The 21,905-nt window shown below is 66.4% G+C and carries 16 protein-coding genes; 9 read left to right on the top strand and 7 right to left on the bottom strand.

Translation table 11 applies throughout. The features are described 5' to 3' along the window. The first annotated feature begins 68 nt into the window (after window positions 1–68). From TK49_RS14505 to TK49_RS14490, 4 genes are all read left to right on the top strand, one after another. Window positions 69–1,337: a DUF2957 domain-containing protein gene (locus TK49_RS14505; RefSeq protein WP_045787333.1), complete on the top strand. Its 1,269-nt coding sequence runs from the start codon at window positions 69–71 to the stop codon at window positions 1,335–1,337. An 82-nt stretch (window positions 1,338–1,419) separates the two neighbouring features. After that, window positions 1,420–2,244: an OmpW/AlkL family protein gene (locus TK49_RS14500; RefSeq protein WP_045787332.1), complete on the top strand. Its 825-nt coding sequence runs from the start codon at window positions 1,420–1,422 to the stop codon at window positions 2,242–2,244. 111 nt (window positions 2,245–2,355) lie between these two features. Further along, the gene (locus tag TK49_RS24575; protein WP_045787331.1) at window positions 2,356–2,847 is read left to right on the top strand and encodes a hypothetical protein; all 492 of its coding nucleotides are present in this window, start codon (window positions 2,356–2,358) and stop codon (window positions 2,845–2,847) included. A 208-nt stretch (window positions 2,848–3,055) separates the two neighbouring features. After that, a complete protein-coding gene (locus tag TK49_RS14490; RefSeq protein ID WP_045787330.1) occupies window positions 3,056–4,060 on the top strand; it encodes an MBL fold metallo-hydrolase in 1,005 nt (334 codons plus the stop codon). A 4-nt stretch (window positions 4,061–4,064) separates the two neighbouring features. On the opposite strand, the gene TK49_RS14485 is transcribed toward TK49_RS14490, so the two are convergent. The 3 genes from TK49_RS14485 to TK49_RS14475 are packed head-to-tail and all read right to left on the bottom strand — an operon-like array spanning window position 4,065 to window position 10,405. Beyond that, window positions 4,065–5,342, bottom strand: a complete 1,278-nt coding sequence (locus tag TK49_RS14485; protein ID WP_045787329.1) for a branched-chain amino acid ABC transporter substrate-binding protein — start codon at window positions 5,340–5,342, stop codon at window positions 4,065–4,067. Between the two features lie 27 nt (window positions 5,343–5,369). Then, entirely contained in the window at window positions 5,370–8,687 is a 3,318-nt protein-coding gene (locus TK49_RS14480; protein WP_045787328.1) for an acetyl-CoA carboxylase family protein, read from the bottom strand. A gap of 14 nt (window positions 8,688–8,701) precedes the next feature. Then, entirely contained in the window at window positions 8,702–10,405 is a 1,704-nt protein-coding gene (locus TK49_RS14475; protein WP_045787327.1) for an AMP-binding protein, read from the bottom strand. A 200-nt stretch (window positions 10,406–10,605) separates the two neighbouring features. Between TK49_RS14475 and TK49_RS14470 the strand changes: the two genes are divergently transcribed. Continuing rightward, entirely contained in the window at window positions 10,606–11,292 is a 687-nt protein-coding gene (locus tag TK49_RS14470) for a TetR/AcrR family transcriptional regulator (RefSeq protein WP_045787326.1), read from the top strand. Here TK49_RS14470 and TK49_RS14465 read toward each other — a convergent pair. Further along, the gene (locus TK49_RS14465; RefSeq protein ID WP_045787325.1) at window positions 11,246–12,100 is read right to left on the bottom strand and encodes an oxygen-binding di-iron domain-containing protein; all 855 of its coding nucleotides are present in this window, start codon (window positions 12,098–12,100) and stop codon (window positions 11,246–11,248) included. The two genes, TK49_RS14470 and TK49_RS14465, sit on opposite strands and share 47 nt — an antisense overlap. A 232-nt stretch (window positions 12,101–12,332) precedes the next feature. On the opposite strand from TK49_RS14465, the gene TK49_RS14460 reads away from it, so the two are divergent. Continuing rightward, entirely contained in the window at window positions 12,333–13,820 is a 1,488-nt protein-coding gene (locus tag TK49_RS14460) for a DEAD/DEAH box helicase (protein ID WP_045787324.1), read from the top strand. A 25-nt stretch (window positions 13,821–13,845) separates the two neighbouring features. On the opposite strand, the gene gluQRS is transcribed toward TK49_RS14460, so the two are convergent. Together gluQRS and TK49_RS14450 are read right to left on the bottom strand one after the other, a co-directional pair. Next, entirely contained in the window at window positions 13,846–14,790 is a 945-nt protein-coding gene (gene gluQRS / locus TK49_RS14455) for a tRNA glutamyl-Q(34) synthetase GluQRS (RefSeq protein ID WP_045787323.1), read from the bottom strand. Window positions 14,791–14,851: 61 nt separating this feature from the next. Then, window positions 14,852–15,754, bottom strand: a complete 903-nt coding sequence (locus tag TK49_RS14450; protein WP_045787322.1) for a LysR substrate-binding domain-containing protein — start codon at window positions 15,752–15,754, stop codon at window positions 14,852–14,854. 106 nt (window positions 15,755–15,860) lie between these two features. Between TK49_RS14450 and TK49_RS14445 the strand changes: the two genes are divergently transcribed. Next, window positions 15,861–16,559, top strand: coding sequence for a pirin family protein (locus TK49_RS14445; RefSeq protein WP_045787321.1), 699 nt, complete (start codon window positions 15,861–15,863; stop codon window positions 16,557–16,559). A 71-nt stretch (window positions 16,560–16,630) separates the two neighbouring features. Then, a complete protein-coding gene (locus TK49_RS14440; RefSeq protein ID WP_045787320.1) occupies window positions 16,631–17,203 on the top strand; it encodes a flavodoxin family protein in 573 nt (190 codons plus the stop codon). A 184-nt stretch (window positions 17,204–17,387) separates the two neighbouring features. On the opposite strand, the gene TK49_RS14435 is transcribed toward TK49_RS14440, so the two are convergent. Beyond that, on the bottom strand, window positions 17,388–18,236 hold the full coding sequence (locus tag TK49_RS14435) for a sulfurtransferase (protein ID WP_045787319.1): 849 nt from the start codon (window positions 18,234–18,236) through the stop codon (window positions 17,388–17,390). 150 nt (window positions 18,237–18,386) lie between these two features. Between TK49_RS14435 and dnaE the strand changes: the two genes are divergently transcribed. Next, a complete protein-coding gene (gene dnaE / locus TK49_RS14430; protein ID WP_045787318.1) occupies window positions 18,387–21,905 on the top strand; it encodes a DNA polymerase III subunit alpha in 3,519 nt (1,172 codons plus the stop codon).

The following is a 21,905-nucleotide window of genomic DNA, read 5'->3' as shown; positions in this document are numbered from 1 at the left end:
GCAACGCAACCGCATGCGGCAGCGCCGGCGCGCTGCCGCGTCTGAACAACGATATGGAGGAGACGCAAATGCAATGGCGTAAATGGCTGGCAGCGCTCGCGTGCGCACCGATGACGGCGACACTCTTGACGGGATGCGGCGGTGGAGACGACCCGCCGCCGCCCGTGATCCAGCGCCTGTGTCCGCAAGCGATCGACTACAACACCGTCTTCACCGGGGGCTCGGGCTCGGGCGAACTTGTGAAGGTGCAGCTCGACACCACCAAGATGACGTACCAGATCACGTACCTGGCCTCGCCGATTCCGGTCAAGACCGGCACCGTGGCACCCACACGCGATACGGCGCCCAACAACGTGCAGACCGGCACGCTCACGCAGGAGACGGCGCTGCCGACCGAGAAGCTCAACCAGTGCGCGTTCCGCCTGAACAACGCAAGCCTCGACCCGAGCCGGCCCGCGCGATTCTTCCTCGGGCAGGGCGTGCTGGGCGGCACGATTCCGGGCGCGACGATCCAGTTCGACGGCATTGTCGGCGTGGGCAGGATTCCGCAGACGACCTTTCCGTATTACCCGTTCATCAGCTTCTCGAACACCGAGACCGATCTGAGCAAGATCGCGGGCAACTACAACCAGTTGGGCTATCACCAGGTGCCGTCGCAGAGCTTCTCGCAGCAGGCGGTCGATGCGCGCTTCACCATCAACGCAGACGGCACGTACACCGAATGCGACAACCTCGGCGTGAAGAACGGCGGTGCATGCCTGACCTCCACCGCCACGGTCAACCAGAAGTTCACCTTGCGCAGCGACGCGCCGGCCTTCACCACGCTGAACTACCAGCCGCAGGTGCCGCCGACGGTGTCGTCGCTCGATCCGAGCAAGGCGGGCAAGGGCGTGCTGATCGTGGGCAAGCTGTACGGCCAGCTCGTGCCGATCTTCATTCGCGTGGGCGCAGCCAACTCTGATCTGACGGCCGGCCCGCCCGTGGCTGACGACGAATCCGGCATCTCGATCATGGCGCCGGCTGCGAACGTCGCGCAGGGTTCGCAAGACGGCGAATACACGGGCGTGGACAGCCAGTTCAACTACCGCGCCACGGCGCTGGTCGGCACGCAGGCCACGCTGCTCGACCCGTTCAACGCCTCGCAGGCCGCGCTCACCCGTCCGCTGAACCTGGACTTCACGCAGACCGTGCCGGGTGTGATCCGCACCACGCAGACGAGCGCGCCCGCAGGCTCCGCGCCGACGGGCAAGCTGATCTTCACCGGCAAGACCTTCGGCTTCCTGGACATGAGCGATACGAAGAACCCGTACTTCACCGTGGGCGCCTTCGTGCAGTGACGGCTCCATCCGAAAACGCCATGGGCGTGGCGCATGACCGAGGCAGCGCCACGCCCCGCTCAGAACAACAGGAGGAAGGAACATGAAACGACTGACTGTCGCATTAATGGCGGCTTGCGCAACGGGCGGCGCCATGGCGCAGCAGGCCGGCGACAACGTGGCCACGCTGGGGTGGTTCCACATCATGCCGCAGGACTCCAGCAACAACCTGACGACCACGGTGATCAACGCGCCGATCAACGACCCGCTGCGCCTGCCGCGCAGCTTCACGTCGCCCAACAGCGGCCTGACGGTCAACAACGCCGACACGCTCGGCCTGACGCTCACGCACTTCTTTACGGACAACATCGCGTTGACCACGATTGCCGGCGTGCCGCCCGAATTCAAGCTGACCGGGCATGGCGTGATCCGCGCGCCCGGGCCGGCAGGCGCGCTTGGGCATGTGGACCTGGATGATCCGTCGAACCAGCCGGCGGTGCGCAAGGCGCGCCAGTGGAGCCCCGGCGTCATCCTGCAGTACTACTTCGGGCATGCGCAATCGAAGTTCCGGCCGTTCGTGGGCGCGGGCGTGGTCTACAGCTTCTTCACCAACATCGAGCTGAATCCGAACTTTGCTTCGGCCGTCAATCGCGAGCTGGGCAGCGTGCTCGCCGCGGGTGCGGGCAAGCCGGGGCCGACGAGCGTGGAGGGGAAATCCTCGTCGTCGTGGTCGCCGATCTTCAACCTGGGCGCGAGCTATGCCATCAACGAGCGCTGGGCGCTGACGGCAACGGTGTCGTACATCCCGCTCAAGACCGAAGCCGCCACCGTGATCAAGGCCGCGGACGGCACGACGCTCGCCACCACGAAGACCACGCTGAAGGCCAATCCGATCATCACGTTCGTGGGGGTGTCGTACAAGTTTTAGCCGGGTGCCGGCTGTCTACCTGGCTAAATCGGCGCGGCGGGCGTCCAACGGGAACGGGTTCCCGCCGCTTTCTTAAGACGGTTTCCACCGTCAGTTCCAGTGAGGCAATAAATGAGCACACGTAAAGTCGTATCTCTTGCAGTTGCACTCGCACTTGCCACCGTAGCAGCCACACCCGCACTGGCCGTCACCGTTTCGCGTGTCGATGGCCAGCCGATGAACCCGAACGGCGAGCCGTTCTCCGTGACCGGCGCGACCACGTTGTCCAAGGGCGTCCTGAGCGCGAACTGCACGGTGACGTTCAACGGCACCATCACGCCGTCGGGCATCGTCAACATCACGTCCACCACCTTTGCCGGTGGCGGGACGTGCGGCCTGATCACCGGCCTCACGCCGTGGAGTGGGCAGGCGGACAGCACCACGCAGCTGACCATCAACAACGCTGCGGTCAACGTCTTCCTGGCGGGCAAGTGCGGCCCGAGCAAGGTGGTGACGACGTGGAACAACGATGAATCGTCGCTCACGTTCTCCAACGCGCCGATGGACCCGGACTGCAAGGTCGGCGGCACCGTGTATTCGTCGCCGAAGTTCACGGTGCAGTAAGCACGCCACCGGTTGGCCCGCGGATGCGCAGCCGCTGTCAATCGGCATGAAGCAATGGGCCCGGCATGTCGGGCCTGGCTTGTTCTGGGGCGTGCTTCTCAGGGCAATACCCCTGTCGCCAATAGCGACAACGCATGTGCTTCGGAAGTGGCATGATCGCGCTTGCGCCGCTGCACCGGGGCAGCGGCCAATCTTCAGGAGCCAAGACATGCGTTTGCTCACTTCCGCCGCAGCGGCCGTTGCGATGGCCGCATCCGTCGGCATCGTCCACGCACAGCCCGCCACGCCTGCCGCCACACCGGCACCCGCCATTGCACAGCAACGCACGCAGGTGCCCGGCTACTACCGCATGGCGCTCGGGGATGACGTCGTGACCGCGCTGTACGACGGCTACGTCGACCTGCCTGCCAAAACGCTGGTGGGCATGAACGCGCAGTCGGTGCAGAGCCTGCTGGCACGCATGTTCGTATCGAGCACACCCGGCATGCAGACTGCCGTGAACGGCTACCTGATCGACACGGGCAGCAAGCGCATCCTCGTCGATACGGGTTCGGGTACCTGCTTCGGTCCGACCATGGGCGGCCTGGCGGGCAACGTGCGCGCGTCCGGTTACCAGCCCGAGCAGGTCGATGCGGTGCTGCTCACCCATCTGCACCCGGATCACGCGTGCGGCCTGCTGACGCCGCAAGGCCAGCCGACGTTCCCCAACGCGCAGGTGTATGTGGCTGCGCCGGAAGCGGATTTCTGGCTCAGCGAGACGATCGCGGCATCCAAGCCGAAAGACATGCAGCCGTTCTTCAAGATGGCACGCGATGCCGTGGCGCCGTACGCCGCCGCCGGCAGGCTGAAGCAGTTCAAGCCCGGCGACGAAGTGGTGGAGGGCGTGCGCTCGGTGGTGGCGAACGGCCATACGCCGGGGCATAGCGGCTACCTGGTGAGTTCCAAGGGCCGCAGCCTGCTGGTGTGGGGCGACATCGTCCACAGCCACGCGGTGCAGTTCCAGCACCCCGAGGTCGCGTTCGAATACGACGTCGACCAGAAGCAGGCCGTGGCCTCGCGCCGCAAGCTGTTTGCCGACGCGGCGCAGAACAAGCTGTGGGTGGCCGGTGCGCATCTGCCGTTCCCGGGCCTGGGCCACGTGCGCAAGGACGGCAAGGCCTTCGCCTGGGTGCCGATCGAGTACGGCCCCTTGCGCACCGACCGCGCAGACTGAACCGTCACGCGCCTGCCGGCCGCTTCATCTTGCACGTGGTCGGCAGGTCGAGGTCTTTGGCGGCGGTGGTGCTTTCGGTCTTGTGGCCCCATTGCGTGCCGTCATAGCCGACCTTGACGGTCTTGCCGTCCACCGGTGCGATCGTCGAGACGACCTGCGGCAGCAGCAGTTGGTGGTCGACCTTGCGCATGGTGACTTCGCCGAGGAAGCTCTGCTTCTGCATGCCCTCCAGGGCAAGGGCGATCTTCAGCGGGTCGGCCGAATGGGCCTTGCGGATGGCATCGGTCAGCAGTTCGACCGAGAGCACGGTCCGCGGTGCGAAATGCTCGCCGGCGGCCGTCTGCCGGGCACGGGCGTCCATCTGCATCAGCTGCGCGTTGCCGCTGCCCGGCGTCCATTCCGACACCCACGTCACCTTGCCGAGCTTGGCCTGTGATACCGCCAGCACTGTGCCGGGTGCGCCCGCGCCACTGTGGTTCAGGTAGCGCACGTCGTAGCCCATGTCACCGGCGGCCTTGATGAGCAGGTTCAGATCCTGCCCCCAGTTGCCAGTGAGCAGCGTATCGGCGCCGCTGGCCTTGGCTTTCGAAGCATAGGGCGCGAAGTCCTTCACCTTGCCGATCGGGTGCAGCGTCTCGCCGGTGAACTGCACGTCGGGCCGTGCCGCAGAGATCATCTGCTTGCCCAGCGACGCCCACAGCCGCCCATGCGCGTAATCCTGGTTGAGCGAGTAGACCTTGCGGATGTCGGGCTGCGTCTTCACGAAGTTGGCCAGCGCGCGCATCTTCATGGCCGTGTTCGCCTCGGTGGCGAAGTGCCAGAAGCTGCAGTGCGCGCCCGTCAGGTCCGGGTCGATCGACGCGTAGTTGATGATGAGCACGCGCTTGGCGGGATTGCGCTCGTTGTGCTTCGTGGCCGCATCGACCATGGCCGCCACCACGGACGAGCCCGAACCCCCTGTGAAGACGATCTTCGCGCCGGCATCGATCGCGCTCTGCAACGCCGACAGGCTGTCCTGCGCCGAGAGCTTGTTGTCGTACGTCGACAGTTCGTAGCGCGCACCGCTGAGCACGCCCTGCGGCTGCGCGTTGGCGTCGTCGATGGCGAGCTTGATGTTGGCCAGGAACTGCTCGCCCACGTTGGAGAGCGGGCCACTCAGCTGATCGATGAACGCGACCTTGATCGGCGCGGCATCGGCGGCGTGCGCCTGCGGTGCGCAAAGCAGCGTCGCGGCACAGGCCAGCGCTGACAACGGACGGGCGAAGCGGAACGATGCAGCCATGGGGTCTCCTTGATTGTTCGTTGTGGCCTACCAGGTATCGATGAAGCGGCGCGAGGCAGGGTCGCGCGTATGCCGCGGCGGGGCAGGCGGCACCGATCGCAGCCCGCGCAGCAGCCAGCGGCGCGTGTCGGCGGGGTCGATCACCGCGTCGATCTCGAGATAGCTCGCAATGTTGAGCGCGCGGCCTTGCTCGTAGGCCTCGTCAACCATCTTGCGGAACAGCGCCTCGCGCTCGGCCGGGTCTTGCACCGCTTCCAGCTCCTTCCGGTAGCCGAGGCGGATGGCGCCCTCGATGCCCATGGCGCCAAATTCGCCGCTCGGCCACGACGCCGTGAAGAACGGCGCCTGGAAGCCGCCCGCCGCCATCGCCATCGCCCCAAGGCCGTAGCCCTTGCGCAGCACCACCGTGAAGAGCGGCACGCGCAGGTTGCCCGCCGTGACGAACATCCGGCAGACGTGGCGCACGGTGGCCGTCTTCTCCGCTTCAGGGCCCACCATGAAGCCCGGCGTGTCGCACAGCGAGACGATCGGCAGGTCAAAGGCGTTGCACAGCTGCATGAAGCGTGAGGCCTTGTCGGCGGCGGCCGAATCGATGGCGCCGCCGAGATGCCGGGGGTTGTTGGCAATGCAGCCGAATGCGCGGCCTTCGATGCGGATCAGCGCGGTGATGATGCCCACGCCAAACGCCTTGCGCAGCTCCAGCACGGAGCCGGTGTCGGCCAGTGCATCGATGACGGCGCGCATGTCGTAGCTGCGCAAGCGGTTTTCCGGGATCACGTGGCGCAGGCGTCGGGCGTCGCTGGCGCTCCAGTGGGCGAGCGGGCCCTGGAAGTAGCTGAGGTATTGGCGCGCCGCGTCCACGGCTTGCGCTTCGTTCTCGACGAGCACGTCGATCACGCCGTTGGGGGCCTGCACGCTCACGGGGCCGACCTCCTCGGGGGCATACACGCCCAGGCCGCCGCCCTCGATCATGGCCGGTCCGCCCATGCCGATGGTGGCATCGCGCGTGGCGATGATCACGTCGGCGCAACCGAGCAGCGCCGCATTGCCGGCAAAGCACCGCCCCGACACGATGCCCACCGTCGGCACGAGCCCCGACAGGCGCGCGAAATGGATGAAGGTCGGGCAGTCCAGCCCGCTGATGCCGCGCTTCTCGGTGTCGCCGGGCCGGCCGCCGCCGCCTTCGGCAAACAGCACGACGGGCAGCTTCCACTGCTGCGCCAGGTCCAGCGCGCGGTCGGTCTTCTTGTGGTTGAAGGTGCCCTGCGTGCCGGCCAGTACGGTGTAGTCATAGGCCAGCACCATGCAGCGGGCGTCCTGGTCGGGAAAGTGCGCGCCGTTGACGGTGCCGATGCCGGTGATGATGCCGTCAGCCGGCGTCGAGCGGATCAGGTCGTCCAGCGAGCGCCGTTGCCGTTGCGCGGCGATGGCCAGGGCGCCGTACTCGATGAACGAATCGGCATCGCACAGGTGCGCGATGTTCTCGCGCGCGGTGCGCTGGCCCGTCTTGCGTCGGCGGGCGACGGCCTCGGGCCGGTTCTCGTCGAGCCCGAAGGCATGGCGGTCGATGACGGCCTGCAGATCGGGGCGGATGTGGTCCAGGTCGACTTCAACGTCCGCCGCTTCGGCGTGCTGGTCGGCATCGTCCAGCTGCAGCGCCAGCAGCGGCTGGCCTTCGCGCATGGTGGCGCCGGGTTGTGCATACACCTGAAGCACGTGCCCGGATGCCGGCGCGAGCACCACGTGTTCCATCTTCATCGCCTCCATCACGGCCAGCACCTGGCCGCGCGTGACGGCTGCGCCGGCTTCCGCGTGGATCTGGATCAGCGCACCGTCCATGGGCGCCGTCAGCAGTTCGGCATCGTCCGGCAGATCATCGATGGGGACGTGGCGCGCCTCCCTATCCGGATCTGCCGCGGCATCCGACGACGGATGAAACGCTCGGTGCGCACCGTCGCTGGCGTTCAGCAGCTCCGTCAGGCGCGCGTCGAGAAACTGCGTGTGGACCGCGTTGGCCTGCACGTCTGCATCGCTCAGGAGATCCTGCAGCAGCCGCTTGTTCGTCGCCAACCCTTCGATGCGGAATTCGCACAGTGCGCGGTACGTCTGCGCCAGCGCCTGCGCATACGTGCCGCGCGCTGTATGGACGATCAGCTTGGCGAGCAGCGAATCGAAGCGCGGGTTCGGCCGATAGCCGACGTAGCCGCACGTGTCGACGCGCACACCCGGGCCATTGGGTGGCTCGAACGCGGCAAGCGTGCCGGTGGACGGATGCGGCTGGCCGGAAGCGTCGAGCGTTTCGGCATTGATGCGCACCTGGACAGCGTGGCCGCGCGGTGCGATCGGCTGGCCCAGCCCAAGCTCTGCCAGCGACGCCCCTTGCGCGAGCGCCAATTGCGTCGCCACGAGGTCGACACCCGTCACCATCTCCGTGACGGTGTGTTCGACCTGCACGCGCGGGTTGGCTTCCATGAAGTAGAACGCGGCGTGCGGTGTGCCGGCGCCTTCCACCAGAAACTCGAATGTGCCGATGCCGCAGTAGCCGGCCGCTTTGGCGAGCGCAATGGCCGCGTCGGCGATGCCCGCGCGCAGGGCGTCGTCCAGCGCGGGGCTGGGTGCGATCTCGATCAGCTTCTGGTGACGGCGCTGCAGGCTGCATTCGCGCTCGCCCAGGTGCGCGACATTGCCGTGTGCGTCTGCAACGATCTGGATTTCAATGTGGCGCGGCGCCGGCACCAGTGCTTCCACGTAGACGTCGCCGCTGCCGAATGCGGCCTGGGCCTCGGACACGCAGCGCGCATAGGCCTGCGCAATCGCAGCCGCATCGTGCACGGCGCGCATGCCGCGTCCCCCGCCGCCGGCCACGGCCTTGATCATCATGCCGTGCGACGGCGGCAGCGCCGCGAAGAACGCCTGCGCCTCCTGCACCGACGTTGCGCCGCGTGTGCCATTGACGATCGGGATGCCGGCTTCGTGTGCCAGCGCCCGAGCGCGGGCCTTGTCGCCGAACATGTCGAGAACGCGCGGGGCAGGGCCGATGAACTGCACGCCGGCTTCGGCGCACCGGCGCGCGAACGCGGCGTGCTCGCTCAGAAAGCCGTAGCCGGGGTGGAGCGCGTCGGCGCCCACGGCGCGCGCGGCGGCGAGAATCGCTTCGCCATCGAGGTACGCACGGGGGCCGGTGCCGGGCAAGGGTACGGCTTCGTCGGCGCGCAGCGGGTGCAGGGCATCCCGGTCGTCTTCGGAATAGACGGCGGTGCAAGGCAGGCCGACCGAGGCAGCCGCGCGGGCAATGCGAATGGCGATCTCGCCGCGATTGGCGATCAGCAGTTTGCGAAACGTCATGTGAGGGGGAGGCGTCAAATCCGTTCTGCGAGCGGCGCGAGATCCTGCTTGCGTACCTTGCCCGTGGCCGTGAGCGGCAGGGCATCGACGATGCGCACGATGGGCACCTTGTAGACCGCCATGTTGTCGCGGCACCACTGGGTGAGCGTCGCGTCGTCCAGCGTGCCGACGGCCTCGGGACGCAGCATCACGAATGCGACCGGGACCTGGCCGCGCTGCTCGTCGGCGCGGCCGACCACGGCGGAGCCCAGCACAGCGGGGTGCTTGCCGAGCATGGCTTCGATTTCGGCCGGGAACACGCTCATGCCATTGACCTTGAGCATCTCCTTGCGGCGGCCGAGGTAATGGATGTAGCCGTGCTCGTCGATGCAGCCGATGTCGCCGGTGTGGAACCAGCCGTTGCGCAGGGTTTGTGCAGTCGCTTCCGGCTTGTTCCAGTAGCCCTTGAGCAGCGTAGGGGTGCGCACGCACAGTTCGCCCTCTGCGCCGATGGGCAGGACTTCGTGCGTGTCGAAATCGCAGATCTTGAAGTCGGTGCCCGGCACGGGCAGTCCCACGAAGATCGGCTGCGAACGCAGGTCGAAATCGTCATCCTGCATGCCGACCGTGAAGGTGTTGCAGGTTTGCGTTTCGGTCATGCCCCAGGCGCTCTCGGCCATCATCGAGCCGGTGAGCTCCCGCCACGCGCGGCGGTACTCCGGGTTCAGCTTCTTGACGAACGACGACACGCCCGTGTGCCGCAGCGAGCGCAGGTTGTATTCGTGCACGCGCGGATGCGCCATGACTTCGGCCGCGCTGTCGACGAGCATCGAGCCGTTGGTGACGCGGTAGCGCTGCACGCCGGCCATGAAGGCCTCCGCATCCCAGCGCGCCAGCAGCACCAGCGGCACGCCGAGGAACGCGGGAAAGATCAGCCCGGTGTTCTCGCCGGCAATCCAGAACTGCGGATAGAAGCTCAGCATGACGGTGTGGGCGTCTGTGCGCAGCGACACGGCCGAGAACGCAGCGGCCATGTCGACCATGTCGCCCTGCGTGTGGATGCAGCCCTTGGGCAGGCCCGTCGTGCCGCCGGTGTAGTTCAGCGCGGCGGGGGCGTCGAGCCCAGCGGGCGGCAAAGCGATGGGCGCAGTGTTTGCCAGCGCCGGCAGCAGGTCGATGGCGTCATCGCAGGGGGCGGGCGCTTCGGTCAGCATCGCGGGCAACGGCAGCGTCGGCTGCGCGGGCACCACATCCGCATAGCGCGTGACGAAAACATGCTCGAGCGATGTCTCGGCCCGCACGTCGCGCACCAGCGGCATCAGCCGATCCAGCGTGACGATGGCGCGCGGCGTCGCGTCGGTGAGCGCATGCATCAACTCCGCGCGCTGCGATAGCGGGCTGATCGGCACATACACGGCACCGAGCTTCAGGATGCCGAAGAACACCGCGTTGAATTGCGGACAGTTCGACAGGAACACCGCCACGCGATCGCCCGCGCCAATGCCGTGCTGTGCGAGCAGCGCCGCAAAGCGGTCGGACAGGTCATCGAGCTGGGCGAACGTCGTGTCGTGCCCGTAGAAGTGGATGGCCGGTTTCTCTGGCGTGGTGCGGGCCCAGTGGCGCAGATACTCGGTCAGGGCAACGCGCCCGATGGGGTAGTGGGGTTCGCGGGGGGTATCGACCGGCCATGCGCGCGCCCAGAGCGCGCGAACGCGGCCGAGATACTCGGACTCGTCCATCGCCAAAGCTTGTCTCCGTTGGGTTGTGCAGCGCGTACGCACGTGGGCGCCCCGCTGTCTATACTTGAAGGTAGTTTTTTATACCAACGGGTATGAATATAGAAGCCGTTTTTTGATGCGTCAAGCATTCCGGAATGCTGCGTCGCCAGGATGTGCACACGCTGCGGCGTGTTCGCGGGCGGCGTGCGAAAATGCGCGCTATGTCCTCCGTCCGCAAAACCGCTGTTTCCGACGTGAATCCGCCCGCCGAAGCCGAAGCGCCGTCGATGCGCCCGCACATTGCCGAGCGGCAGGAGGCGCGCCGCCGCCAGATTCTCGATACCGCCGCCCAGCTCTTTTTCACGAAGGGCTATGCCGGCATGACGATGAGTGATCTGTGCAGCGCGCTCGGCGTGACCAAGCCAGCGGTGTATTACTACTTCACCGACAAGTACGAGATCTTCGACATCCTGTGCCGCGAGTCGGCGCGGATCACCATGTCGGCCATCCGCGAGACGGCCGACCCCGCGTTGCCGGTGCGCGAACGCCTGCATGCGTGCATGCTGGAATTGGCCCGACGCTGCATCGCGTGCCATTACTCGGCCACGCTCTGCTATCGCGACCGCCAGTACCTGCGCCCCGAGACGATCGAATGGATGGGCTCGATGTCGCGCGCCTACTATCGCGACCTGTATGCGCTGCTCGACGAAGGCAAGCGCCTGGGCGTGTTCGAGTTTGGCGATGCACGCGTCGCGGCACACGCCATGGGCGGCGTCATGGGCTTCATGTACACGTGGCATGACCCGTCGCGCATCGACGCCGAGGTGCTGGCGCGCGAACTGGCCGACGCCATGATGAAGATCATCCTGCCGGCTGCTCCGAGCCCCGCGCCCCAACACGCGCGCTGAGCGTGGACCCCGCAGCCCCCGTTGCCGCTGGCGGCAGCGCGGGGAGCCGGAAAGTCTCCGGTGTCATCAGGTCGATACCGCAATCGAGCGTTTCCACCCAATCGATGAACCGATTGACCATGGTCTTGCCGCGAAAGGCCTGACCGTGCTGCGGCACGATCCATTCGATGTCGAGCCCGCGCACCATCTGCGCCCACAGCCGGCACACGCGATTGCCGCTCATGTAGCGGCGGTGGAACGGCGCCATCAGCGGCAGGTGCGCATCAAAATCCTCCACCGGTGTGGCAGCCACATTGGCATGCACCATCGACGCTCCCAGGTCGCCCGAAAACAGGATGCGCGACTGCGGATCGTAGAACTGGAAGTTGCCTTCCGAGTGCAGGAAGTGCGCCGGCACCGCCAGCAGATGCGTGTTGCCGAGCGGGATCGCCATGCCCGTATCCGGAATCGGCACGATGCGACCCTCGGTCTTGCCCACGTTGCAGAAGTGCGGCAGAAACCGCTCCCACACGCGCGAGATCAGGATGTCGCAGCTCGAACTCGTGAGCCATCTTCCGGCGGAGGCAACGATGTCCGGGTCGGCATGCGAGGCGAGCACATAGTCGAGCTGCTTCGGCGGAAAGTAGCGGTTCATCGCCAGGAAGAGCGCGTTGTATGTCATCTGGCCGCCTGGGTCGATGAGCGCGCCGTGGCCGTGGTCGACAATGAGGAACTGGTTGGTCTGCACCGGCAGGGCGTCGTGGTCGTCGACGAGGTCGGAAAACATCAGGCAGACGTGCTCGGGCGCTTCATACAAGGTGGTGACCATGGCGGGCAGGGCGCGGTTGGGATGCCGCGATGGTCGCGCAGCGCCGCGCGCCGGCGCTTGATCCGTGTCAAGGCTCGCGTGACACGACAGGAGCCCGGCGCTGCCCGTTGTCGGTCTTGCCTAGGCTGCACGTGATAAACTTTTGATTTTTAACGCTTTGCGCGAGCCGCTCGCGGGTGTTTCCGCCTGAGTCTGTCGCGCCGCCATGCCACCCGGCATGCTGCATCCCCCTATGAACACTGCGACATCGTCAGAAGCGCCGGTCAACGAATCGGTGACATTCGACAGCTTTGGCCTGCACGCCGATATCCTCCGCGCGCTGGCCGAAAGCGGCTATACCAAGCCCACGCCCATCCAGGCGGCTGCCATTCCGGTGGTCACTGCCGGCCGTGACGTCATGGGCGCGGCGCAAACAGGCACCGGCAAGACCGCCGGTTTCTCGCTGCCCATCATCCAGAACCTGCTGCCGGACGCCAACACGAGCGCATCGCCGGCGCGCCACCCGGTGCGGGCGCTGATCCTCACGCCGACGCGCGAACTGGCCGACCAGGTGTACGACAACGTTGCCAAGTACGCGAAGTACACGGCGCTGCGCAGCGCGGTCGTGTTCGGCGGCGTCGACATGAACCCGCAGACCGAGCAACTGCGCCGCGGCGTCGAAATCCTCGTGGCCACGCCGGGGCGTCTGCTGGACCACGTGCAGCAGCGCAGCGTGAACCTGTCGCAGGTGCGCATGCTCGTGCTGGACGAAGCCGACCGCATGCTCGACATGGGCTTCCTGCCCGACCTGCAGCGCATCATCAACCTGCTGCCGGCACACCGCCAGACGCTGTTGTTCTCGGCGACGTTCTCGCCGGAGATCAAGAAGCTGGCCGCCAGCTACCTGCGTCATCCGCAGACCATCGAAGTGGCGCGCAGCAACGCCACGGCAGAGAATGTCCGCCAGGTCATCTACACCGTGCCGGACAACCACAAGCAAGCCGCGCTTGTGCACCTGTTGAAGCAGCGTGCCGAGCAGGGCCTGCCGCGCCAGTGCATCGTGTTTTCTAACAGCAAGATCGGCTGCTCGCGCCTGGCGCGCGCGCTGGAGCGCGAAGGCATCAACGCCAGCGCCATCCACGGCGACAAGACCCAGACCGAACGCATGCAGACGCTCGAAGCGTTCAAGCAGGGCACCGTCGATGTGCTGGTCGCCACCGACGTGGCAGCGCGCGGTCTCGACATCTCGCAGATGCCGTGCGTGATCAACTTCGACCTGCCGTTCAATGCGGAAGACTATGTGCACCGCATCGGCCGCACGGGCCGCGCCGGCGCGTCCGGTGACGCACTGTCGCTGTTCGCCCCCGGCGATGAGAGGCTGCTGGCCGATATCGAGAAGCTGATCAAGCGCAACCTGCCGCGCGAGCAACTGGAAGGGTTCGACCCCACCGGCGAACAGGCCCGCGACCGTGAACGCCGCGAGCGTGACGAGAAGCGTGCGCGCGCCGAAGTGCGCCGTGCCCGTGAGCGCGAGGAGCGCAACGGCGCCCGCGTGCTCGACCACACCGTCGTCCGCCCGGCATTCCGGCCCTCGGATGATCCGTTCTTCAATCGCCCGTACGAATCGACGGCGCCCGTGGAAACGGCCGAGACCGCCAAGCCAGCACAAGCCGCCGGACATCCGCGCACGGCCAAGCGTCCGATCGCGGCGCTGCTGGGCGGCGTGCCGCGCAAGCGTTAAGGCGCGCCGTCGAGAACGGCGGCAACTATGCCGCCGGGGTCAATCGTGCAAGGCGGTTGGCCCATGCCGGGATGGCCTCCCGGTAGAAGCCTTCCACATCCTCCGCGTGAATCTCCAGCCCAAGATGTCTTGCCGCCTCGGTGAGCGCGGCAAGCGGCTGATTGCGGTTGATGGCGCGCGCGCCGGTCTGCTTGCTCAGCTTTTCGCCTTCGGCATTGACGACGACAGGCACGTGCAGGTAGCGCAGGGCGGGCAACCCGAGCAGCTGCTGCAGATAGATCTGGCGCGGGGTTGAGTCGAGCAGATCGGCGCCGCGCACCACATCGGTGATGCCCTGGGCGGCATCGTCCACCACCACCGCGATCTGATACGCCCACATGCCGTCGGCGCGCTTGAGCACGAAGTCGCCCACGGCTTCGGCCAGGTTCTGGCATTGCGTGCCCTGCCAGCGGTCGTTGAAGCAGACGCTCGCGGCCTGCGGATCGGGCACGCGCACGCGCCAGGCGCGCGCCTGGCGCCCGTGCAGGCCGTTGCGGCACGTGCCGGGATAGATCAGTGTCTGGTGACGCAGCCGGCCGTTGGCGTCGATGGTTGTGACAGAGTCGGCAATCTCGCGCCGCGTGCAGCCGCAGGGGTAGAGCTTGCCGACGGTTTGCAGCCGTTCCAGTGCCGATTCGAAGCGCGCCAGATGGCTGCTCTGCCATTGGGGCGCTTCGTCGGCGATCAGGCCGAGCGCTTCGAGCGTGGCCAGGATGTCGCGATCGGCGCCCGGCACGTTGCGCTGGAAGTCGATGTCTTCAATGCGCACGAGCCACGTGCCGCCGTGCACGCGCGCGTCGAGCCAGCTCGCCAGTGCGGTGACCAGGGAGCCGATGTGCAGCGGCCCCGTCGGCGATGGGGCGAAGCGCCCGCGGTATGGCCCGCGCGACGCGATAGTGGAATCCGGAAAATCGAGATTGGCTTGGGACAACGCAGCACTCCAGGCGCAGATACCGATACCGCTATTGTGCGCGATCTCGCAGCGGCTACCGCTACTGCATCAGCAGGGCCTGCGCCAGGCGCGGGTCTTCCAGCTTGTCGACCCACCATTGCAGTGCCTTGCCGCGCATGTTCGTGCGCCAGGCGACCTGGAAGGTGCCGGCACGGTCGTCTTCGGTAGTGGTCTTGGCGATCAGGACGCCGGAGTCCAGGTACGGCTGCGCCAGCGGAACGGGCAGCCAGCCGCAGCCCAGGCCGCGGATCTGCGCCTGCACCTTGTCGGCCATCGACGGCACCACCAGCGTGTCCTGCCCCGCCATGACGCCGATCGTGCGTGCCGGGAGACTGCGCGACGTATCACCGACCGCAACGATGCGATGTCGCGTGATGGCGGCAGCGGGCAGCGGCTCCTCCAGCCGCGCAAGCGGGTGGTGCGCCGCCACCGCAAACACGAACGGGATCTTTCCGAGCGTGCGCGTCTGCAGGCCCTGCATCTGCATCACCTGGGCCGGGCCGATCAGCAGGTCGGCCCGGCCCGAGAGCAGTGCATCCCATGTTCCGGCCAGCACTTCGCGGGAGAAGCGCAGGCGCGTGGCGGTGTTCTCGGCGTAGAAATCCTGGATGACCGGCATGAGTGCGCGGAAGTGCACGAGATCATCGACCACGATGGTCAGCGTGGCCTCCCAGCCGGTGGCGAGCCGCTTGACGCGGCGCGCGAGATCGTCGGCGGCCTGCAGCAGGTGGCGGCCTTCGTCGAGGAGCGCCCGGCCGGCAGGCGTCAGTTCCGCGCGGTGGCGCCGGCGGTCGAACAGCAGCACGTCCAGGTCGTCTTCCAGCTTGCGCACCACATAGGTGAGCGCAGACGGCACCTTGCCGAGCTCATGCGCGGCCGCGGCAAAGCTGCCCTTGCGTTCGATCGCGTCCAGCACTTCCAGGGATTCCAGCGAGAGCGCCATATTCAGAATTTTTGATGGGATGTGTCAAAGCGGTACCGCGTAAATATAGCCAATGCGCGTAGCATTCACACATCAATGCAGTGATTTGGATAGGAGATTCATCAAAATGATTGAAATCCGCCCCTCGCAGGACCGCGGCTACGCAGACCACGGTTGGCTGAAGTCGTATCACAGCTTCTCGTTTGCCGACTACATGGACCCGGAGCACGTGCAGTTCGGGCCGCTGCGCGTCATCAACGAAGACCGCGTCGCCCCCGGCATGGGCTTCGGCACGCACGGCCACCGCGACATGGAGATCATCAGCTACGTGCTGGACGGCGAGCTCGCGCACAAGGACAGCATGGGCAACGGCAGCGTGCTGCGCCCGGGCGACGTCCAGCGCATGACGGCTGGGACTGGCGTGCGTCACTCCGAGTTCAACCACGCGCAGGACCAGACGACGCACTTCCTGCAGATCTGGGTGCTGCCCGCCCAGATGAACCTCACGCCAGGCTATGAAGAGCGCCATTTCGATGCGGCGGCCAAGCGCGGCAAGCTCGCGCTGATCGCCAGCGCCGATGGCCGCGACGGCTCGGTCGAGGTGCACCAGGATATGGCGCTCTACGCCGGCCGCTTCGACGGTGCCGAAGCCGCGACGCTGTCCCTGGCAGACGGCCGGCGCGCCTACGTGCACGTGGTGCGTGGCAAGGTGAGCGTCAACGGCCGGGTGCTGAGCGGTGGCGATGCGGCCAAGCTGACGCACGAAACCGCGGTGACGCTGTCGGACGGCGAAGACAGCGAAGTGCTCGTATTCGATTTGCCGTAATGTTGACGGCGCACGCTGGGTGCGCCGTTTCTTTCGTCTTTTTGTCGACCCCCAACCCAAAGAGGATTCTCATGGCAAAAGTTGCCGTCGTTTATCACAGTGGTTATGGCCATACCAAGAAGCAGGCCGAAGCCGTGTTCGCAGGCATCCAGAATGCCGGCGCGGAAGCACATCTGATCTCGGTGGCCGACGTCAGTGACGACACCTGGGCCCTGCTGGCCAGCGTCGATGCGATCGTGTTTGGCGCGCCGACCTACATGGGCGGTGTGTCGGGCGACTTCAAGAAGTTTGCCGATGCCTCGTCCAAGGCCTGGTTTACCGGGGCATGGAAGAACAAGATCGCGGCCGGCTTCACGAACTCGGCATCGATGAACGGAGACAAGTACGCCTCGATCCAGTACCTGTGGACGCTGTCGCAGCAGCACGGGATGATCTGGGTGGGCACGGGCATGATGCCGGCCAACACCAAGGCGGCCACGCGCAACGACGTCAACTACCTGGGCGGGTTTGGCGGGGCGCTGGCGCAATCGCCGTCGGATGTAAGCCCGGAAGAGGGCCCACTGCCGGGCGACCTGGAAACCGCCAGGCTGTATGGCGAACGCATTGTCGCCATCACGAACCAGTTTGTGCGCGGCGCCCAGTAAGCGCGTGCACCACAATAAGAAACGCCGGCATCATGTCCGGCGTTTTTTTATGAGGCGTGCGTTCAGAACCGCGTGCCGGTGCCGCAGAACACGCCCCGGTTGGAGCCGCCCGCACAGCTGGTGGAGCACCCACCCAACACCGCAAGGCAGCATAGTGCAAGCAGGAGGGCGGCGCTCAGTTGCTTCATGCGGCGGCGCGGGTCTGGCGGTCGGCGCAATGCGGGCAGCGCTGACCGGGGATGTAGTCGGCGGATTGCTGTTCTTCCGGTGTCACCACGGCGCGGCAGGCGAAGCACTGCTTGGGGCCGGCCGGCAGCAGCTGGGCATTCAGCGCGGTGCGGTGGTCGAAGACGAAGCAATCGCCATCATAGTGCTCGCCGCCGACTTCTTCGAAGTATTTGAGGATGCCGCCTTCGAGCTGGTACACCCGTTCGACGCCGATTTCCTGCATGTGGATCGCCGCCTTCTCGCAGCGGATGCCGCCGGTGCAGAACGACACGACGGTCTTGCCCGCAAAGTCGTCCTTGTGGGCCGCAATGGCCGGCGGGAATTCGGTGAACTTCGTGATGCCGTAGTCGACGGCGTTGCGGAACGTGCCGACCGCGACTTCAAAGCCGTTGCGCGTATCGAGCATGACCACGGGGCGGCCTTCATCGTCGTGGCCCTGGTCGAGCCAGCGCTTGAGGTCGGCCGGCGAGACCGACGGCGCCCGTCCGTCTTCCGGGCGGATCAGCGGATGGCGCATCGTGATGATTTCCTTCTTCAGGCGCACCAGCAGGCGACGGAACGGCTGGTGGTCGGACAGGCTTTCCTTCGGGTTCAGATCGGCAAAGCGGGGGTCGGCGCGCAGCCAGCCGACGATGCCGTCGATGGCCTCGCGCGTGCCGGCCAGGAAGATGTTGATGCCCTCGGGCGCCAGCAGCACGGTGCCCTTGAGCCCGCGCAGCTGGCATTCGGCCAGCAGGGCGGCGCGCAGGGTTTCGCGGTCTTCGAGGGTGACGAATTTGTAAGCGGAAATATTGACGATCTGCATGTGCTGCCGCGCCGTTTTTCAGGCGCTTGGGTAACCCGTTGATTCGTAAGCCGAAATTATAGCCGCCCGCGAAGCGGTGCGGGGCTGCGGCAGGCCGGGCGGGCGTGCGCGGAATGCTTTGCGGAAGGTGTCACCCGGTACAATACGCGGATGAATTCGCCGCGCTTCGTCCACCTCCGTCTCCATTCCGAATACTCCGTCGTCGACGGCAACGTGCGCCTTGACGATGCCGTCAAGGCCGCGGCCAAAGACGGCATGGGCGCCCTCGCGCTGACCGACCTCGCCAATGCGTTCGGCCTCGTGCGCTTCTACAAGGAAGCGCGCGGCAAGGGCATCAAGCCCATCGTCGGCGCAGACGTGTGGATCACCAATCACGACGAGCGCGACAAGCCGAGCCGCCTGCTGCTGCTGGTGCGCAACAAGCAGGGCTATCTGAACCTGTGCCAACTGCTGGCGCGCGCCTGGCTGTCCAACCAGCACCGCGGTCGCGCCGAAATCGCACCCGAGTGGTTCGACGAGCCTGGCGTGGAGGGCGCGCCGCTGGCCGGCGGCCTGCTGGCGCTGTCGGGCGCGATGGGCGGCGATATCGGCATGGCGCTGGCCAACGGCAACGAGGCGCTCGCGCGCAAGCTGGCAACGCACTGGTCGCGCGTGTTCCCGAACGCGTTCTACATCGAGTTGCAGCGCGCGGGCCACGCGGGCACAGAGGCCTACATCCAGCAGGCCGTGAAGCTGGCGGCGGCGATGCACCTGCCGGTGGTTGCCACGCACCCGGTGCAGTTCATGACGCCGGACGACTTCACCGCGCACGAGGCGCGCGTCTGCATTGCCGAGGGCGACCTGCTGGCCAACCCGCGCCGCGCGCGTCGCTTCACGACCGACCAGTATTTCAAGACGCAGGACGAGATGTGCGCGCTGTTTGCCGACATCCCGTCTGCGCTTGCCAACGCGGTGCAGGTCGCGCAGCGCTGCAACCTCACGCTCGAGCTGGGCAAGCCCAAGTTGCCGCGGTTCCCGACGCCCGACGGCATGTCGCTGGACGACTACCTCGTCCAACTGGCCAAGGAAGGGCTGGAGAAGCGGCTGGAGGTGCTGTTCCCCGACGAGGCCGTGCGCGAATCGAAGCGGCCCGAGTACTACGCCCGCCTGGAATTCGAGACCGGCACCATCATCAAGATGGGCTTCCCGGGCTACTTCCTGATCGTGGCCGACTTCATCAACTGGGCCAAGAACAACGGGGTGCCGGTGGGACCGGGCCGCGGCTCGGGCGCCGGCTCGCTGGTGGCCTATGCGTTAGGCATTACCGACCTCGACCCGCTCAAGTACAACCTGCTGTTCGAGCGCTTCCTGAACCCGGAACGCGTGTCGATGCCCGACTTCGACATCGACTTCTGCCAGCACGGCCGCGACCGCGTCATCCAGTACGTGAAGGAGAAGTACGGCAAGGACGCCGTCTCGCAGATCGCCACCTTCGGCACCATGGCCGCCAAGGCTGCCGTGCGCGACGTGGGCCGCGTGCTCGACCTCGGCTACAACTTCGTCGATGGGGTCGCCAAGCTGATCCCGTTCAAGCCGGGCAAGCTTGTCACCATCGAAGAGGCCAAGAAGGAAGAACCGCTGCTGGCCGAGCGCGAAGCCAACGAAGAAGAGGTCAAGCAGCTGCTGGAGCTCGCGCAGCGCGTGGAAGGCATGACGCGTAACGTCGGCATGCATGCAGGCGGCGTGCTGATCGCTCCCGGCAAGCTGACCGACTTCTGTCCGCTGTACACGCAGGGCGGTGAAGACGCCGGCGTCGTGAGCCAGTACGACAAGGACGACGTGGAAGCCGTCGGCCTGGTGAAGTTCGACTTCCTGGGCCTGACCACGCTGACCATCCTCGACTGGGCCGAGCGCTACATCCGCATGCTCGACCCGTCCAAGGCGGACTGGAATTGCAGCCAGATTCCGCTGAACGACAAGGCGGCGTTCGACATCCTGAAGACGGCCAACACGGTGGCGGTGTTCCAGCTGGAAAGCCGCGGCATGCAGGGCATGCTGAAGGACGCCAAGCCCGACCGCTTTGAAGACATCATCGCCCTGGTGGCGCTGTATCGCCCGGGTCCGATGGACCTGATCCCCAGCTTCTGCGCGCGCAAGCACGGCCGCGAGAAGGTCGAGTACCCCGACCCGCGCGTCGAGCCGGTGCTCAAGGAGACCTACGGCATCATGGTCTACCAGGAGCAGGTGATGCAGATGGCGCAGATCGTGGGCGGTTACTCGCTCGGCGGCGCCGACTTGCTGCGCCGCGCGATGGGCAAGAAGAAGCCCGAAGAGATGGCACAGCACCGAGAGCTGTTCCGCGCGGGTGCAGCCAAGGACGGGCTCTCCACCGAAAAGGCCGACGAGATATTCGACCTGATGGAGAAGTTCGCCGGCTACGGTTTCAACAAGTCGCACGCGGCCGCGTATGCGCTGCTGGCGTACTACACCGCGTGGCTCAAGGCGCATCACCCGGCCGAATTCATGGCGGCCAACATGTCGCTCGCCATGGACGACACCGACAAGGTGAAGATCCTCTATGACGATGCGGTCGGCAAGAACGGCCTGAAGGTGCTGCCGCCCGACATCAACGCGAGCCAGTACCGCTTCACGCCGACCGACGCCAAGACCATCCGCTACGGCCTGGGCGGCATCAAGGGCAGCGGGCAGGGGGCGATCGAAGACATCCTGCGCGCGCGCGAAGACGGCCCGTTCAAGGATCTGTTCGACTTCTGCGAGCGTGTGGATCGGCGCCAGGTCAATCGCCGCACCATCGAAGCGCTGGTGCGCGCCGGCGCCTTCGACAGCCTCAACGAGAACCGCGCGCAGCTGCTCGCCTCGATCGGCCTGGCCATGGAAGCCGCCGAACAGAAGGCTGCCGCCGCCAACCAGGTCTCGCTGTTCGACCTGATGGGCAGCGATGACGCCGAGCAGCACCGCCCCGAACTCGTCGACGAACCGTCCTGGACGACCAAGCGCAAGCTGCAGGAAGAAAAGCAGGCGCTCGGCTTCTATCTATCCGGCCACCTCTTCGACGAATACCGCGACGAGGTGCGCCGTTTTGCGCGTACGACGCTGGCCGATCTCGCCCGCGAGGTGACCGACAAGGGCAGCGGCGGCGGTTACGGCAACCGCGATGCGCGCAACAAGACCGTGGCCGGGGTGATCGTTGGCCTGCGCACGCAGATGACGCAGCGCGGCAAGATGCTGATCGTCATGCTCGACGACGGCTCGGCCAGCGAAGCGACCGAGGTGACGGTCTTCAACGAAGTCTACGAAGCCAACCGGGCGCTGTTCAAGGAAGACGAGGTGCTGATCGTGCAGGGCAGCGCGCGTCACGACATGTTCACCGGCGGCGTGCGGGTGACGGCCGAGTCGGTGATGGATCTGACCCAGGCGCGTGCGAAGTTTGCGCGGGCGATCCGCCTGTCGATGAACGGCGATTCCACGGCCGCCAGGCTGCGCGACCTGCTGACGCCCCACGTGGCGGCTGATGGCAACGGCGTGTCGGTGCGCATCAGCTACGTGTGCGAGCAGGCGCGCTGCGAAGCGGTGCTGGGAGATGCATGGCGCATCGTCCCCAGCGAGGACGCGATCGCCGCCTTGCGCCAGGCGTTGGCGGCGGAGAACGTCCTGACCGTGTACGAGTGA

Source organism: Ralstonia mannitolilytica, from assembly GCF_000954135.1.
Lineage (GTDB): Bacteria > Pseudomonadota > Gammaproteobacteria > Burkholderiales > Burkholderiaceae > Ralstonia > Ralstonia mannitolilytica.
Note: the sequence above shows the minus strand (reverse complement) of the source record. Positions and strands in the feature narration are given on the sequence as shown.